The organism is Bradyrhizobium sp. PSBB068 (genome assembly GCA_016839165.1).
Classification (GTDB): Bacteria; Pseudomonadota; Alphaproteobacteria; order Rhizobiales; family Xanthobacteraceae; genus Bradyrhizobium.
Genome location: CP069300.1, coordinates 2,166,606 through 2,181,857, shown reverse-complemented (window position 1 = coordinate 2,181,857; position 15,252 = coordinate 2,166,606). Strand labels below are relative to the sequence as shown.

Here is a 15,252-nt window from a genome sequence, read left to right as displayed (position 1 = left end):
GGCCGGGGAGCGGCCCGTGGCAACCGCGCGAGACAGTTCGTGTCCGCGCGGCACGCTGCGTCTTCTGCATGGCTTTGGACGAGGCGACGCGACGCTTCGGACATGTCGCGAGGATACGGAACTGTTCCCCATCCCCAATCGCGATCGCCGTTTGACAATTTGAGCCGGCTGCACCGGGAGTTAACCCTACCGCCAACAATCGCCTTGCTGCGTCGGCGTGTTCACCATGCCGCGCCGCGTTTCGCGGTACGTATCGGGCGCGAACGTCACCGCTCGCGAATGTTGCGAGGGCCATGCCCATGGACGTCAACCGCCGTCATCTGATCGGAGCATCCGCCGCCGGCGTCGCCGGCGCGCTTGCGTTGTCGCCGGACGCTGCGCCTGCCGCGCAATCCACAGGCTCGCTCGGCCGCGACGTCACGCACTACGGCGTTCGCCCCGGCAGCCCCGAGGACCAGACCCGCAACCTGCAGCGCGCGATCGATGACGCCGCGCGCGCGCAGGTGCCGCTCGCGTTCCCGCCCGGGGTCTACCGCACCGGGCTGTTGCGACTGGCGCCCGGCAGCCAGTTGATCGGCGTGCGCGGCGCCAGCCGGCTGGTGTTCAACGGCGGTGCCTCGCTGCTGGAGGCCGAAGGCGCCGGCGGCATCGTCCTGATGGGCCTGTCCTTCGACGGCGGCAACGTCCCGCTGCCGACGCGGCGCGGCCTCGTGCATTGCCTGGCCGGCCGCGACATCCGCATCACTGATTGCCAGTTCATGGCCAGCGGCGGCAGCGGCATCTGGTTCGAGCAGATGTCGGGCGACGTCAGCAACAATGTCTTCACCGGCATCGCGTCGACTGCACTGGTGTCGTTCGACGCGCTCGGCCTGATGGTCGCGCGCAACACCATCAAGGGCACCAACGACAACGGCATCGAGATCCTGCGCAGCGCGATCGGCGACGACGGCTCGATCGTCGCCGACAACCGCATCGAGGACATCAAGGCCGGCCCCGGCGGCTCCGGACAGTACGGCAATGCCATCAACGCCTTCCGCGCCGGCAATGTGATCGTGCGCGGCAACCGCATCAGCAATTGCGACTTCTCGGCGGTGCGCGGCAATTCGGCCTCCAACATCCACATCACGGACAACAGCGTCAGCAATGTGCGCGAGGTCGCGCTCTATTCGGAGTTCTCGTTCGAGGCCGCTGTCATCGCCAACAACACGGTCGACGGCGCCGCGATCGGCGTCTCCGTATGCAATTTCAACGAGGGCGGGCGCATCGCGGTGGTCCAGGGCAACATCATCCGCAATTTGTTGCCGAAGCGCCCTGTCGGCACCGACCCGAACGACGGCGCCGGCATCGGCATCTATGTCGAGGCGGACAGCACCGTCACCGGCAATGTGATCGAGAACGCGCCGACTTTCGGCATCGTCGCCGGCTGGGGCAAGTACCTGCGCGACGTCGCGATATCGGGCAATGTCGTGCGCAAGGCTTTCGTCGGGATCGGCGTCTCGGTGGTGCCGGGCGCAGGCTCCGCGCTGATCAACAACAACATGATCTCGGAAACCCCGGGCGGCGCAGTGGTCGGGCTCGACCATGCCCGCCCCGTTACCTCAGACCTGTCGGCTGGCGGCGCCCAGCAATATGCGCAGCTCGTGGTCGGCGCCAACGCGGTGCGGCGCTAGAGCATGATCCGGAAAAACGCGAAGCGGTTTTCCCGCGCGACAAACGCGGAACGCGTTTGCGCGGAGATCATGCCAAATACCTACAGCGCGTTGCGCAGCAGCGGGTAGCGTCGCTGGATGGTGTCGAGATCAAGCACCGGCGGCGGCATCACCGGAGGGGGCATCTCCAGCGACGGCGCGTCGGCGACAACGGGCGGCTGCTCGAGCACCTCGGCGGCGGTTTCCAGCGCGGCCGCGACTGCGGTCATCGCGGCCTGCGCCAAGGTCGCGGCTTCCGCGCGGCGCTGAGGCATCGGCGAGAGATCGGGCGGCGGCAGCTTCGACTTGCCACGGCCGAGCCAGGACAGGTCGATTGGCGAATTGTCGAGCGAGGCTTCGCGGGTCAGCAATTCCCGCCAGATATCGACCGCGGCCCGGGCTTCCCTGATGTTCTCGAGGAAGGCCTGCTCGCTGTGATAGCGGCGCCAACGTCCGGTCTCGAAAAGTTCGGTAAGGTGTTCCAGCCTTTGCTCGGCGAGGTTGCACCAGCGTGCAACGATCTCCTGGCCTCTGGCCACGTCGGTCCGATGTGTCATTGAACTTGCCCGCAGGGAAAGAAACGGACGCAGACGCAACCGAACCGAATCAACTGGACGTGACGCTGATATTCTGTGGAAAAGGTAAATAAAGTCTAACTAAATTCTTAATCGGCGACGGGCGATGGGAGAAGTCCGCTCTACTACGGAGTTTCTTGCTCGAACCGTCGTCAAGTCATCGACTTGCATGACGGCGATGCGCATCGCTGGCGGACGCGGCGCAGCCAAATCATCCACAGCAAACGATCGCAGCTGTCGCGATCGCGCAGTGCCGGGACCACGCTCGGCCGGTCGGTCGTGCAAGGTACCCCACAAATGAAAGACCCGTCCGGGGGGACAACCGGACGGGTCAAAGCCATATGGGCGCTTGGGGTGGATGGGCGCTCGCGCCTGATATAGCCGGGGAGGGATAAACCGCTCCCACACACATAAGTCGTGAGAGCAAGGCGGACGTTCAAATCGCCGGCGATTTTTTTAACCTTTTCGCCGCCCGGTTCCATCGCACCGCTGCAGGCGTCCGGCGACGAAAATCACCGTGCGGCGCCGCGATTTGCAGCGGAAAACTCCGATGCGATCGAGGGCGCGGCTTCATTCAACGCGCGGCTCACGGAAGTGTTATTGCCGTCCGGCGTCGGCGCGGGCTGCGGCAGTTTGTCCGTGGCCGCTGCAACCGGAGCATTGGCCGCGGCCATCACCGCGGCGAGCGCGTCGGCCTCCCCGGCCCCGAACAGATCGTCGCGTCCAGGCGCCCCGAGATCGCGGGCCGTGCCGGTCAGGATCCGTCGCACCTCGGCGGGCTTCAATGCCGGACCACGCTCCAGCACCAGCGCCGCGATGCCGCTGACGAACGCGGCCGAAAAGGAAGTGCCCGACATCAGCTGATATTTGCCGTCCGGCACCGGCACGAGGATGTCCGCGCCCGGCGCCGCCAGCGCGATATGGCTGCCGCGGTTCGACGCCGCCATCAGTCGGTCGCCGGCATCGATACCGCTCACCGCGATCACGTCGGGATAAGCGGCCGGATACAGCGGCGGCGATGTCGGGCCGGCATTGCCGGCCGCGGCGACCAGCATGACGTCCTTCGCCGCAGCGGCGGCCACCGCGCGCCCGACAAGTGCGTCTTTCGGCCCGGCAAAGCTCATGTTCACGATCTGCGCGCCATGCGCCACCGCGTAGTCGAGGCTCCTGAGGATCACATAGGAGGTGCTCTCGGCGCCGCCGCCAACCACGCCAAAGGCGCGGATCGCCAGGATCCGCACTTCCGGCGCGCTTCCCGTCAGCCTGACCCGCGCGGCAATTGCGCCGGCGATGGCGGTGCCGTGGGCATGTGGGCCATCCTTGCTGCCGAGCGCATCAAATGTATCCGCGACGGTGTTGGCCAATTCCGGATGGGCTGCGTCGATGCCGGAGTCGATGACGGCAATAGTCACATTCATCCCGCGCGCCAGCCTGTGCGCCTCGGGCAGATGCAGCTTCGCCTGCGCATATTGCGCCGGATCATTGCCGCCTGATGCCGCGCGCTGGTCCTGCAGCGCGTACCGGTAGTTCGGCTGCACCGAGCGGACGCTGCCATCGTTTGCGAATTCGCGGCTCACGGCATCGGCCGAGCGATTGCCGGCGATGCGGAACAGGCCGATGGTCGCCCCCAGCAGCGGGATGTTCTGCGAGGCGATCCGTCTCAGGCCGTGGCGGCGCGCCAGCGCGTCGGCTTGGGCCTCGGTCAGGATGCCGTCGATTTCCGCCACGAGTTCGTTCGGCACGGTTCGCGTGCCCGCCACGTCCTGTGCGCGGATGCCGCCACCGCCGGCCCTGCCCTTCCTCGCGGCGCCCTTGCCGCTGCCGTTGCTGGCAACCGGCCGGTCGGCGCATTGGCCGCGGTCAGCATTGTCGCAGCCGGAGGAGAGGCGGGGTGCGTAGCGTGCATCGGGCGGTCGCATTCCCGATCGTGGGCCCTCGTCGGTCCAGGACGCAGGCGGGCCACGGTCCGCCGAGAGCGGCGGCCCGCCGGCGGCGCTGCCACCGGGCCTGCCGATGCCCGGATTGATCCGCGGCCCAGCCGAGACCCCGCCGCCGATCGGTGATCGCATGAAACTTTGGGCGTAGGCCGAACCGGCAACACAGACCAGCAGCAACGCCGCGGCCGCGACGGTCGCTCGGTTCGTTGATCGGGTCCGGCCGTTGGCGGTCATGATGACCTCAAATCGGCGCAGATCGTCAGCCGCCTGTTTTACGGCGTCTCCACCGCGAGGCTGACGATCTTCTCTCTCTGCAAACGGGCGATCAGCGCCGCGACGCCGTCCTTGTCCATCGCGCGGAACTGCAATCGGAACATGCCGGCCTTACCGTCGACGATCGAGGCCTGGTAATTGTCGAGCAGCGACGTGATGTCGGAGATTCGGGCATCCGGCGTGAAGCGCACCAACAGCCGCGTCGGCGCGGCCGATATGCTGGCACCAAGGTCGCGAGTGATCGGCGCACTGGGTGCCGGGCTGGATGGTGCAATGGCCGCACTCGGCGCGCTGCGTTGTTCGGCGACATCGAGCGACGCGGTCTGGAACGAGGCGGGCGGGCTGCGCATCAGCACCGCGCCGATCACGCCCGCCTGCAACAGCACCACGAGCGCGCCGAGGCTGGACGACCAGGCGAGCGTCCGCGGCGACAATTTGGAAAAGAACTCCGAGATCGAGGCCGACATGCGTGCACCTGCGGACGGCTTGCGCTCCGGCTCGGCATCGATCGCGGCAAACAGCTTCTGCATGGCGCGCGCCGAGGGCGCACCGAGGCTCTCATTGAGGCCGATGGTCTCGGCATATTCGTCGCGGATGACGGCATATTGCCGGGCCAGTTCCGGATCGGAAGCGAGTGCATCCTCGACGCGGCGCGCGTCGCGCGCGTTGAGCGTGCCGGCCGCATACCAGGGCAGCAGCATCTCGACATCGTCAGGTTCTTGACCCTGCACTTTCTTGTTGCTCGCAGCCATCATGGCCAACCTCGCTCGACACCGGCTGCCTTCAGCAACTCGGCAAGTTTCTTGCGTGCATAGAACAGGCGCGTCTTCACGGTGTTCTCCGGAATCCCGACGATCTCAGCGACGTCTTCCACGGATTTCTCGTGATAGTAGACAAGGTCGACGATCTCCCGGTGTTCCGCTGATAGTCCCGTCAGGCACTTACGCAGCGTCGCGCCGGTGTCCTTCTTCTGCACTACCGTTTCCGGATCGTCGGACGTATCCTCGATCGCGTTCGCGGCCTCATCGTCCAGTTCGGCGTCTTTCCTTCGCCGTAGCGAAGACAACGCCTTGAACCGGGTAATCGCCAGAAGCCAGGTTGAAACGGCGGATCGTCCCTCAAACTTGCCCGCCTGACGCCACACGTCCAGAAAGACCTCGCTGATGAGGTCCTCCGCCACCTGTTCGTCCCGCACGAGCCGAAGCCCGAAGCGGTACACCCTGACATGATGCCGTCCGTACAGCACCTGCATGGCGAGCCGGTCGCCTTGAGCGATCCGAGCGATCAGAACCTCGTCTGAAGCCGCCTGTGTCGCGCTCAATGGCCGTCTCGCAAAGTTGGTCTGAGGGGGGTGGTGCGTGGTTCGACGCGAGAGCCAAGATTCTTCACATTACGGCAATGTGCGGACCGCATGTGTGACCTATGACACAGTCGGCGATCCCAAGGAGGAAAAATCGCCGGAGGCTCGACAAACGGTATCATAATAGCGAAAACTCTCGCGGACTCGCGCCATGCTGCGCGACCATACCAAGGCTTTGCCGGCACGCCAGCGCCGTTGCGCAGCCGGCGTCGGCGCAAGCCCCCGACGCGCTCGCTCCCGCCCCCGATCGGCGAGCGGATTTCCCTTACGAAACAAGGGTGATGACCGGGTTCCATCGGAGCAGATTCGGTTTCAAAAGATACCAAACCTAAAGGCTTTCCCACGTAGATTTTCGCCGGATTTCACCAATGGCGAGACCATGGGCAGCGCTGCGTCTTCACTTCCCAGCCAGACCGCGGGCGCATCGGAAAGCGGCCGTCCCAGGTTGACGGTCGAGCGCCTGGCGCGCCGAGCGAGGCAGCGCCGCCAGATCCAATCAATGATCGGCGCCTGCTTCGTGCTCGATGCCGTCGTCCTGATGATCTACGCGCATGCCGGCACCACGTCGATCCTGGTGGCGGCGAGCTATGCCCTGACCGGCCTCTCCCTCGTCGCGGTCTATGTCCTGCTCTCGGAGCGCGGCTTTCACGAGCGCTTCCGCGACCACTATCTGGTCGCGCCGCAATCGGCCGTCAACATGGTGAACCTGCTGGTGTTCACCTACATCGCGCCGGAAGTCGGCGTGCTGTTCCTCTGCAACCTGTTCGTGGTGTTCAGCTTCGGTGCGCTGCGTACCTCGGCGCGGCAAACCGCTGTCGTCTGGACCATCATGGTGCTGGGCCTCGCCGCGCTGTTCCTCGGAACCGACAAGGAGATCGGGATGCCGACCGGCTCCCGGATCGACCGTCTCGCCACCATGCTGGTATTCGCGCTGACGATCGGGCGCTGCATGTATCTCGGCATCTTGTCGAGCTCGATGCAGCAGTCACTGTACCAGGGCGGAAAGAAGCTGAAGGAGGCCTATCGGCGCATCGAGGAGCTCGCCGAGCTCGACGAGCTGACCGGCACCTCCAATCGCCGCAGCATCATGCGCACCCTCGAGGACGAGATCGCGCGCTGCGCCCGCAACGGCAGTTCCTGCGCCGTGGCGTTGATCGACCTCGACCATTTCAAGCGCATCAACGACATCTACGGTCATCCGATCGGCGACGAGGCGCTGCGCACCTTCGCCATCGGCATGTTCGCCAATCTCCGCAGCATCGACCGCTTCGGCCGCTATGGCGGCGAGGAATTCCTGCTGGTGCTGCCCGACCTGTCGCAGGATCAGGCGATGCGCGCGCTCGAGCGGCTGCGCGCGATCATCGCCGATCTCGACTGGAGCGCATTTTCGCCGGGCATGCGGGTGACGATCTCCGCAGGCGTCACGACGCTCAAGCCGCACGAAAACTCCGACACATTGCTCGCCCGCGCCGATGGCGCGCTTTACGCGGCCAAGGCGAGAGGACGCAACCGCATCGCCAGCGCCTGACACCCTTTCATTTTCATATTCGGCGCCGGAGAATCCGTCGCCACCGCTCCAGGACAGAGTCATGAGTTTGAAGCCCGAGACCGCACCCGAAAGCCTGCTCGACGAGTTGCAGACGACGCTCGCGCACGGCACCGTCGCACGCCGTGTCGAGACGCTGCGCCGGGTGACCGACCTCTTCATCAACGGCTCGGTGAACTATTCGAACGAGCAGATCGTGCTGTTCGACGACGTGTTCCAATGCCTGCTCGAACACATCGAAAACTCGGCCAAGGCGCTGCTCGCCAACCGCCTCGCCCCGATCGACACCGCGCCCCCGCAGACCATCCGCACCCTGGCATTCGACGACCTGATCGAGGTCGCAGGCCCCGTGCTGACGCTGTCGCCGCGGCTCGACGACGACACCCTGATCGAGACGGCGCGCAGCAAGAGTCAGGCGCACCTGCTCGCGATTTCGAACCGGAAGACGCTGAGCGGCGCCGTCACCGACGTGCTTGTGTTGCGCGGCAACGACGAGGTGATCCAGAGCGCGGTCAACAATCCCGGCGCGGAGTTCACCGAGCGCGGTTTCACCCGTCTGGTCAGCCGCGCCGAGGGCGACGACAATCTGTCGACCTGCGTCGGCCTGCGCCCGAACATCCCGCGACATCTCTATCTCAAGCTGGTCGCCAAGGCCTCGGACGCCGTCAGGCAGCGGCTCGAGGCCGCCAATCCGCAGCAGGCCAAGGAGATTCCGATCGCGGTGAAGGAAGCGACGCGGCGCGCGCGCTCGGCGCCCGCCGGCGTCACGCCGGACACCACGATCGCACATGCGCTGGTCAAGTCGCTCTACCAGGACGGCCGGCTCGACGAGTTCCAGCTTGCGGCCTTCGCCGAGGCCGGCAAGTTCGACGAGACCAATGCCTCGCTTGCCGCGCTCGCCAATGTCTCGGTCAGCGTCGCCGAGAACATGATGATCGAAACCCGCGCCGAGGGCGTGATGATCCTGGCCAAGGTGTCGGGCCTGTCATGGTCGACGGTGCGATCGATCATCAATCTGCGCGACGACATCTCGGGCGGCGAGCCGACCGACTTGCAGGCCTGCAAGGATACCTATGAGCGGCTGCGGCCATCGACCGCGCAGCAGGTGCTGCGCTTCCATCGCATGCAGCAATCCGCGCCCGCGGCCTGATCCGGGCTCCAATCGGTCAATACCTGAGCGCCCGCTTTCCCATCAGCGCGCCGACGCTCGCGACGATCGCGGTCGCCAACGTGTACCAGGTGGCGACGAACAGCGGCGAGTCATCCGTGCAATGCGACGCATAGACGGTTGCCGCGAGCCCTGCCGAGAGCAAGCCGGCCACCGCGCCGGCGACCGCCGGCCGCGCCGGCGCACCTTGTCTGAGCCCGTACAGCGCGCCGATCAGCAACGGCAACGACATCGCGGGGATCGCGGTCATGCACGCCATCGAATTCTTGCCGATCAGGCGCGTCATCATCGGCGTGCGCTGCGGCATCATCATCTCGCCGCTGATCGCGGCAACGAGGATGCCGGCGGGAATCAGCAGCCACCAGCCGAAGCTGCGCAGCGAGGCTTCCGGCCGCGACAGATGCAGGCTGACCGCGATCGCCGAGGCGGCGAGCGCCAGCGTCACCGCGAACTTCAGGTCGAAGAACGGATTATGCATTGCGGTCATCACGTCGGGCCGCACGCCGAGTTCGGCGAAGAAGATCAAGAGCGAGACCGGCGCCGCCGCCAGCAGCGCCAGCATCAGCGCAAGACCGATCGGGCGCGCGCGATAGGCATTGTCGGCGGCAAGGGTTCGAATGAGTTGATCGGTATCCATGCTCAACGATCCCGTAATTTCTCGGTGAGGCTCGCAAGTCCACGATGCAGCGCGACCCGCACCGCACCTTCGGTCATCGAGAATTTCGCCGCGGTGTCCTTGATCGAGGCGCTGTCGACCGCGATCGATTGCAGCACGTCGCGCTGACGCGCGGGCAAGGCCTGCAACTGGGCGGTGACCTCACCGGGCGATGCCGTCGGCTCCGGCGTTTCCCCCGGCAGCGTCTCGGCGAAGTCATCGATATTGACGAAGATGCGCTTGCCGCGACGGCGCAGCGCGTCGATCAGCTTGTTGCGCGCGATCGCGAACAGCCACGGCGCGAACGGCGCGCTGGTGTCCCAAGTCTGTCGCTTCAAATGCACCGCCAACAAGATGTCCTGCACGATGTCCTCGGACTGATCGACCGGTTGTCCCGCGCGCGCCAGGCCACGTCGCGCTGCGGCGCGGAGGACCGGCGTGATGGCCTTGAGCAGCCGATGATATGCTGCGTCATCGCCAGAAATGGCCAACCGCATCAGGTCGGTCCATTCATCCTCACGTTCGCGCACGCAGGCTCCTGAATAGCAATTCGGCCGATCTTTCAGTTCGTTACGCGACCAACCGAGGACATCACGAACACGTGATCGCGATCTCCGGCTAGGCCGCGCCGGGAGATCGGCCCCAGAATCATTCCGGCGGGTTTCCCAGACGCCACGGCTCATAACACCGATCGGTCCGACAAGCATCGGGGAGCTGCCACCGATCACCCGCCGGGACGGAAATTGCCCAGCTTTTGCCCCTTGAGGCCCGAAGATTCCCTTTTTTTGCCCCGGTGTGGACACGCAGCAGGGTCTCATTTCGGCTTTGGAACGGGCGAAATGGGGAGATCATCAGAATGAAGATCAAAGCCAGCCGGCACTTGGCCTTGATGGTTGCGACGGGGCTGACCGGGTTCGCTATCTGTCTTGCCATTCCATTGCCGGCGCATGCGGCCGGTTCGGACGCATCCGCAGCGAAATCCGACAACGCAACGACCGACAAGTCCGCACAGCAGAGTTCGCGGCATGTCCGGCGCCACGCGCGTCACAGCTCCTCCAAATCCGCTGACAGGCCGGCCGACAAATCCGAGAGCAAGAAGGCCGCCGGCAAGGATGCCGGCAGCGTGACGTCGGTCGGCATGCCGGCCACGGTCGCCAATGCCAATGCGGAGCTGACCTCCGGCGACGGCAATGCGAGCCCCCCGCCCGCCAGCGTCAATCCGGTGATGGCCGCCTCCGACAAGCCCGCCGACGCGCAGCCCGACGGCAGCGTGGTCGCATCGGACCAGCTCAACGACCTCGACCGGGCCCTGCAGCAGGAGCAGCCGCAACCGGCTCAGCCGCAGACCGCCCAGCAGGAGGCGCCCGCGTCGTCGCCGCCCGCCGCCGTCGCAGCGCCCAAGCCGGCCCCGGTCCTCGCGAGCAGCGACAGCGCGAGCCTGGACCAGACCTCGCTGATCGGGAAGATCTTCATCGGGTTCGGCGCCCTGCTCACGGTGGCTTCCGCCGCGCGCATGTTCATGGCCTAGCGGCTGCGGCGCAGGGTAGCGCCGCACCGCGGCCCGAAGCCTCGTTTCAGCCACTTGAAGCGCATCCCGCCAGCGGGCACATTGCCCGCCAAATCAGGCACGGGGTTTGCGTCATGGCTACGTTCGAATTCATCATCGTCGAAAGCAAGGGACCGGTCGGCGTCATCACGCTGAACCGGCCGAAAATGCTGAATGCGCTCTCGTTCGGCGTGTTCCGCGAGATCGCCGCGGCGGTCGACGATCTCGAGGCCGACGACAAGATCGGCTGCATCCTGATCACCGGCAGCGAGAAGGCCTTCGCGGCCGGCGCCGACATCAAGGAGATGCAGCCGAAGGGCTTCATCGACATGTTCAACAGCGACTTCACCGCGATCGGCGGCGACCGCGTCGCGCGTTGCCGCAAGCCGACCATTGCAGCGGTCGCGGGTTACGCGCTCGGCGGCGGCTGTGAGCTCGCGATGATGTGCGACATCATCCTCGCCGCCGACAATGCCAAGTTCGGCCAGCCGGAAATCACCCTCGGCACCATTCCCGGCATCGGCGGCACGCAGCGCCTGACCCGTGCGATCGGCAAGTCGAAGGCGATGGACCTCTGCCTCACCGGACGGATGATGGACGCAGCGGAAGCCGAGCGCTCGGGCCTGGTGTCGCGGATCATACCGGCCGACAAGCTGATGGAAGAGGCGCTCGCCGCGGCCGAGAAGATCGCCTCGATGTCGCGTCCGGCCGCAGCGATGGCCAAGGAAGCCGTCAACCGCGCCTTCGAGACGCCGCTGTCGGAAGGCATGAATGTCGAGCGCAACCTGTTCCACTCGACCTTCGCGCTCGAGGATCGCTCCGAGGGCATGGCGGCCTTCATCGAGAAGCGCAAGCCGGTCAACAAGAATCGCTAACTCCTTCGGCTCCTCTGCAATGCCGCGGTGACGAGCGCGCGATAGGCGCGCTCGGCGACGTGCGTCGGCTTGTCGAGGCCGAGCCGCGCCAGGCATTCGCGGTCGGCGGCATCGGGCGGATGCCGCATCCCCTGCCACAGCAGGCCGGCGAGTTGCAGCGGCGTTCGCTGCGCCCGCTGCAGGATCTGCAGCGCCGGGATCAGCCGCTGCTCGACGTCGGTGAAATCGCTGCCGAACGGGAATGACGGCAGCAGCCCGGCGTCGCGCGCGGGCTTCAGCGCAGCGCTGATGCGTTCGGGATAATTCTCGCGGTGAGCGGCCGCGATCTCGTGGCTGCGCGGCAACTTGCCGGCATCCTTGGCCTGCCGCATCAACTCGCCTTGGAACCGGGAATCCGACACCCGCAGCATCGCGGCGATCACGTCGGCATCGGATTTCCCTCTGACGTCGGCGACGCCATATTCGGTGACGAAGATATCGCGCAGGTGGCGCGGAATGGTCTCGTGGCCATAAGACCAGCGAATGTTGGACTGCGTTTGCCTGCCGGACTGACGGGTTGCCTCCAGCGCCAGCACCGAGCGCGCGCCCTCGAGCGCGAATGCCTGCGCCACGAAATTGTACTGGCCGCCGACGCCGCTTACGACCTGGCCGTTGTCGAGCCCGTCGGAGATCGCAGCGCCCAGCAGCGTCGCCATCATCGCGTTGTTGACGAATCGGGCATCGACGCGGGCGCGGCGCTTGCCCGCCTCGTCGCCGAAGATCTCGTTGGTGAAGGACACCGGCATCATCTGAATGCGCGCCAGTTGCTCGGGTGTCATCTCGCGCAGCGCGCGATAGAAGGATTGCGGGCCCAGGAAGAATGCGCCGTGCAGGATCACACCATCGACGTCGCGCTTCAGGATGCCGGAGTCGATCAATCCGAGGAACGCCTCGAACAGCATCTCGCTGACGCCATAGAGGCCCTTCTCGAATGGCCCGGTCTCGGCAGCTGCGAGCTGTGCGGTACCGGGCGCAAGACGCTGCATGACGCTGTGGAATTGAACGTTGTCGCGGTGGCGGATCACGAGCCCCTGCGCCAGCGCATCACCGACCTGCCCGATCCCGATCTGCAGCGTGCCGCCGTCGCGGACCAGACCGGCGGCATACAATCCGATCGCATATTTGGTGTCGCTGATCGGCTCGGACGGCGGCGCGAACAGCGGGAAATCGGTGTCGGGACTGTCGAGCACGGCGGCGAATTCATCCGCCGGCAGATCGCCGGGTCCCGGCATGAACGGCAGTTCCGAATTGACCTGGCCGAACAGCTTGAATGACGCCCGGCCCTGCGCGCGGGCGCGCAGCACATCGAGCGTCGTATCGGTGTTGCAGCTCAAACTGTAGCGCGGCACGCCGTCGACGACGCGCTTGGCGACCAGCTGTGGAACGACATTCAGCCCGCGCGACAGCAGGTACGATGCCGCGTGGGTATAGTTCGCGGAAATGTAGTTCTGCTGCGCGAAGGGCTGATACAGCCATTGCCCGGCGAGGAAGAAGAACTCGATCACCTTGACGTTGGGCGGCAGCACACCGCGATGTAAAGCATCGGCATAAGCGAGCTCCGGATAACCGCCGAACAGGCGATCGATCACCGGACCGATGAAGCGCCGTTCGAGCAGGCTGTTCGGCTTCGGCTTTTCCAGCGTCAGCGCCGAGAACAGCGTCAGGTTGACGGAACGGTCGGCGACCGCCCGCGCATACAGCGCATTGACGATGTGGTTGGCCTTGCCGAGGCCGAGCGGCAGCCCGACCACCAGTTCGGTTCCGACATCACGAATGATGTGCTCCGCGATCGCCTCGGGGTCGGAGAACAAGATGGGCATCAGCAATGGACCCGGTGGAGACGGTGGATAACCGGCGCCGCTCAATCGGCGGCGTGCGGTTCAAACTTATACTTCATATGACAGTTGCGTTCGCCTGTGACGAGCCGGCAACAGACAAGAATCGAAATGATGTGCAGATGTCGTGCGGCGGTTTGCGTGTGGCGGCACTGCCCCCTAAACAGGTAGATGTGTGGGCGCCGGCGAAGGCCGGCTGCCGGGGTTTTGGTTTGCGGGATCACATGGTTGAGCGTACCGCTGATATTGGCGACGTAGCGAGGCGCGTATTCTTGTCGGGCATCGGCCTTGGCGCATTGGCATGCGCGCTGCTGGCTGATACCGCTGCCCGCGCCGAGAGCCTGCCGGAAGCGCTGGTCAAGGCGTATCAGACCAATCCGCAGCTCAATGCCGAGCGGGCGCGCCAGCGTGCGACCGATGAGAACGTGCCGCAGGCACTGGCAGGCTATCGCCCGCAGGTTGCCGCAAGCCTTTCGGCAGGCCTCCAGGCTGTCCGCGACCAATTGCCCGGCAATGTCCTGCAGACCGCGACGCTGAAGCCCTGGCAGATCGGCCTGACCGTCACCCAGACCCTGTTCAACGGCTTCAAGACCGCCAACAGCGTCCGCGTCGCCGAGTTGCAGGTGCAGTCCGGCCGCGAGGCGCTGCGCAATGTCGGCCAGGGCGTGCTGCTCGATGCCGTCACCGCTTATACCAACGTGCTCGCCAACCAGACGCTGGTCGAGGCGCAGCGCGCCAACGTCGCCTTCCTGAAGGAGACCCACGCGATCACGCTGCGTCGCCTCAATGCCGGCGACGTCACGCCGACCGATACCGCCCAGGCCGAGGCGCGCCTCAACCGCGGCCTTGCCGATCTCAACGCCGCCGAGGTCAACTTCGCGGTCAGCCAGGCCACCTATGCGCAGGTGGTCGGCAACCCGCCGTCGCAATTGCGGCCCGCCGATACCACCGACCGGCTGCTGCCGCGCAGCCGCGAGGATGCGATCGGGCTGGCGCTGCGCGAGCATCCCGCCGTGACCGCCGCAGGTTTCGACGTCGACGTCGCCTCGACCTCGATCCGCGTCGCCGAGAGCAGCCTGATGCCGAACGTCACCGTGCAGGGCAGCGTCAGCAAGAACCGCGACTCCGACACCTCGCTCAGCACGTTCGGGACCGATCAGGCCTCGGTGATCGGCCAGATCACGCAACCGATCTATGACGGCGGCACCGCAGCCTCGCAGACCCGGCAGGCCAAGGAAGTGGCAACGCAGAGCCGCCTCGTGCTCGATCAGGTCCGCAATCAGGCCAAGACCGCCGTGGTCAGTGCGTGGGTCGCCAACGAAGGCGCCAAGGTCGCGGTGTCGGCCTCCGAGTCCGAGGTGAAGGCCGCCGAAGTCGCGCTGGCCGGCGTGCAGAAGGAAGCCGCCGGCGGCCAGCGTACCACGGTCGACGTGCTCAATGCTCAGCAGGATTTGATCACGGCGCGAGCCCGGCTGATCGGCGCGCAGCGCGACCGCGTGATCGCCTCCTACACGCTGCTCAGCGCGATCGGCCGCCTCGACGTCAAGACGCTCAATCTCAAGACACCCGACTACCTGCCCGAGGTGCACTACCATCAGGTGCGCGATGCCTGGCACGGCCTGCGGACGCCGTCGGGACAATAGGCCTTGCGGCAGCGGTCGCAGCGCGGACCGGCCCTTTCCACCCGCTCTCTCCGCCGATAACCTCCGCTCCCGCAGGCAACCGATAATGCCGGCGCACGTCGTGCGCGCATAA

Annotated in this window: 13 protein-coding genes; 6 read left to right on the top strand and 7 right to left on the bottom strand. The window is 65.9% G+C overall.

The window, feature by feature from the left end; genetic code table 11:
- Window positions 1–299: 299 nt before the first annotated feature.
- The gene (locus JQ507_10080; protein ID QRI71789.1) at window positions 300–1,670 is read left to right on the top strand and encodes a TIGR03808 family TAT-translocated repetitive protein; all 1,371 of its coding nucleotides are present in this window, start codon (window positions 300–302) and stop codon (window positions 1,668–1,670) included.
- An 80-nt stretch (window positions 1,671–1,750) separates the two neighbouring features.
- On the opposite strand, the gene JQ507_10075 is transcribed toward JQ507_10080, so the two are convergent.
- The 4 genes from JQ507_10075 to JQ507_10060 form a co-directional block, all read right to left on the bottom strand.
- The gene (locus JQ507_10075) at window positions 1,751–2,245 is read right to left on the bottom strand and encodes a TIGR03809 family protein (GenBank protein QRI71788.1); all 495 of its coding nucleotides are present in this window, start codon (window positions 2,243–2,245) and stop codon (window positions 1,751–1,753) included.
- 530 nt (window positions 2,246–2,775) lie between these two features.
- The gene (locus tag JQ507_10070) at window positions 2,776–4,434 is read right to left on the bottom strand and encodes a S8 family serine peptidase (GenBank protein QRI71787.1); all 1,659 of its coding nucleotides are present in this window, start codon (window positions 4,432–4,434) and stop codon (window positions 2,776–2,778) included.
- A gap of 38 nt (window positions 4,435–4,472) precedes the next feature.
- Window positions 4,473–5,225 carry a hypothetical protein gene (locus JQ507_10065; protein QRI73276.1) on the bottom strand — a complete coding sequence of 251 codons (753 nt, stop codon included), beginning with the start codon at window positions 5,223–5,225 and terminating at the stop codon, window positions 4,473–4,475.
- On the bottom strand, window positions 5,225–5,794 hold the full coding sequence (locus JQ507_10060) for a sigma-70 family RNA polymerase sigma factor (GenBank protein QRI71786.1): 570 nt from the start codon (window positions 5,792–5,794) through the stop codon (window positions 5,225–5,227). The genes JQ507_10065 and JQ507_10060 overlap by 1 nt, the downstream gene beginning before the upstream one ends.
- 418 nt (window positions 5,795–6,212) lie before the next feature.
- On the opposite strand from JQ507_10060, the gene JQ507_10055 reads away from it, so the two are divergent.
- Together JQ507_10055 and JQ507_10050 are read left to right on the top strand one after the other, a co-directional pair.
- Window positions 6,213–7,361, top strand: coding sequence for a GGDEF domain-containing protein (locus JQ507_10055; GenBank protein ID QRI73275.1), 1,149 nt, complete (start codon window positions 6,213–6,215; stop codon window positions 7,359–7,361).
- A gap of 61 nt (window positions 7,362–7,422) precedes the next feature.
- Window positions 7,423–8,529, top strand: coding sequence for a DUF2336 domain-containing protein (locus JQ507_10050; protein QRI71785.1), 1,107 nt, complete (start codon window positions 7,423–7,425; stop codon window positions 8,527–8,529).
- Between the two features lie 16 nt (window positions 8,530–8,545).
- Here JQ507_10050 and JQ507_10045 read toward each other — a convergent pair whose 3' ends face one another.
- The gene (locus JQ507_10045; GenBank protein ID QRI71784.1) at window positions 8,546–9,184 is read right to left on the bottom strand and encodes a DUF1109 domain-containing protein; all 639 of its coding nucleotides are present in this window, start codon (window positions 9,182–9,184) and stop codon (window positions 8,546–8,548) included.
- Window positions 9,185–9,186: 2 nt separating this feature from the next.
- A complete protein-coding gene (locus JQ507_10040) occupies window positions 9,187–9,732 on the bottom strand; it encodes a sigma-70 family RNA polymerase sigma factor (GenBank protein ID QRI73274.1) in 546 nt (181 codons plus the stop codon).
- A gap of 326 nt (window positions 9,733–10,058) precedes the next feature.
- On the opposite strand from JQ507_10040, the gene JQ507_10035 reads away from it, so the two are divergent.
- Both JQ507_10035 and JQ507_10030 read left to right on the top strand, forming a co-directional pair.
- Window positions 10,059–10,730 carry a hypothetical protein gene (locus JQ507_10035; GenBank protein QRI71783.1) on the top strand — a complete coding sequence of 224 codons (672 nt, stop codon included), beginning with the start codon at window positions 10,059–10,061 and terminating at the stop codon, window positions 10,728–10,730.
- A gap of 113 nt (window positions 10,731–10,843) precedes the next feature.
- A complete protein-coding gene (locus JQ507_10030; GenBank protein QRI71782.1) occupies window positions 10,844–11,623 on the top strand; it encodes an enoyl-CoA hydratase in 780 nt (259 codons plus the stop codon).
- Here JQ507_10030 and JQ507_10025 read toward each other — a convergent pair.
- Window positions 11,620–13,482 carry an acetyl-CoA hydrolase gene (locus tag JQ507_10025; protein QRI71781.1) on the bottom strand — a complete coding sequence of 621 codons (1,863 nt, stop codon included), beginning with the start codon at window positions 13,480–13,482 and terminating at the stop codon, window positions 11,620–11,622. The genes JQ507_10030 and JQ507_10025 overlap by 4 nt on opposite strands.
- A gap of 287 nt (window positions 13,483–13,769) precedes the next feature.
- Here JQ507_10025 and JQ507_10020 point away from each other — a divergent pair, with 287 nt between their 5' ends.
- Window positions 13,770–15,140 (top strand): TolC family outer membrane protein, encoded by a 1,371-nt coding sequence (locus JQ507_10020; GenBank protein ID QRI71780.1) that lies wholly within the window; start codon window positions 13,770–13,772, stop codon window positions 15,138–15,140.
- The last annotated feature ends 112 nt before the right edge of the window (window positions 15,141–15,252 follow it).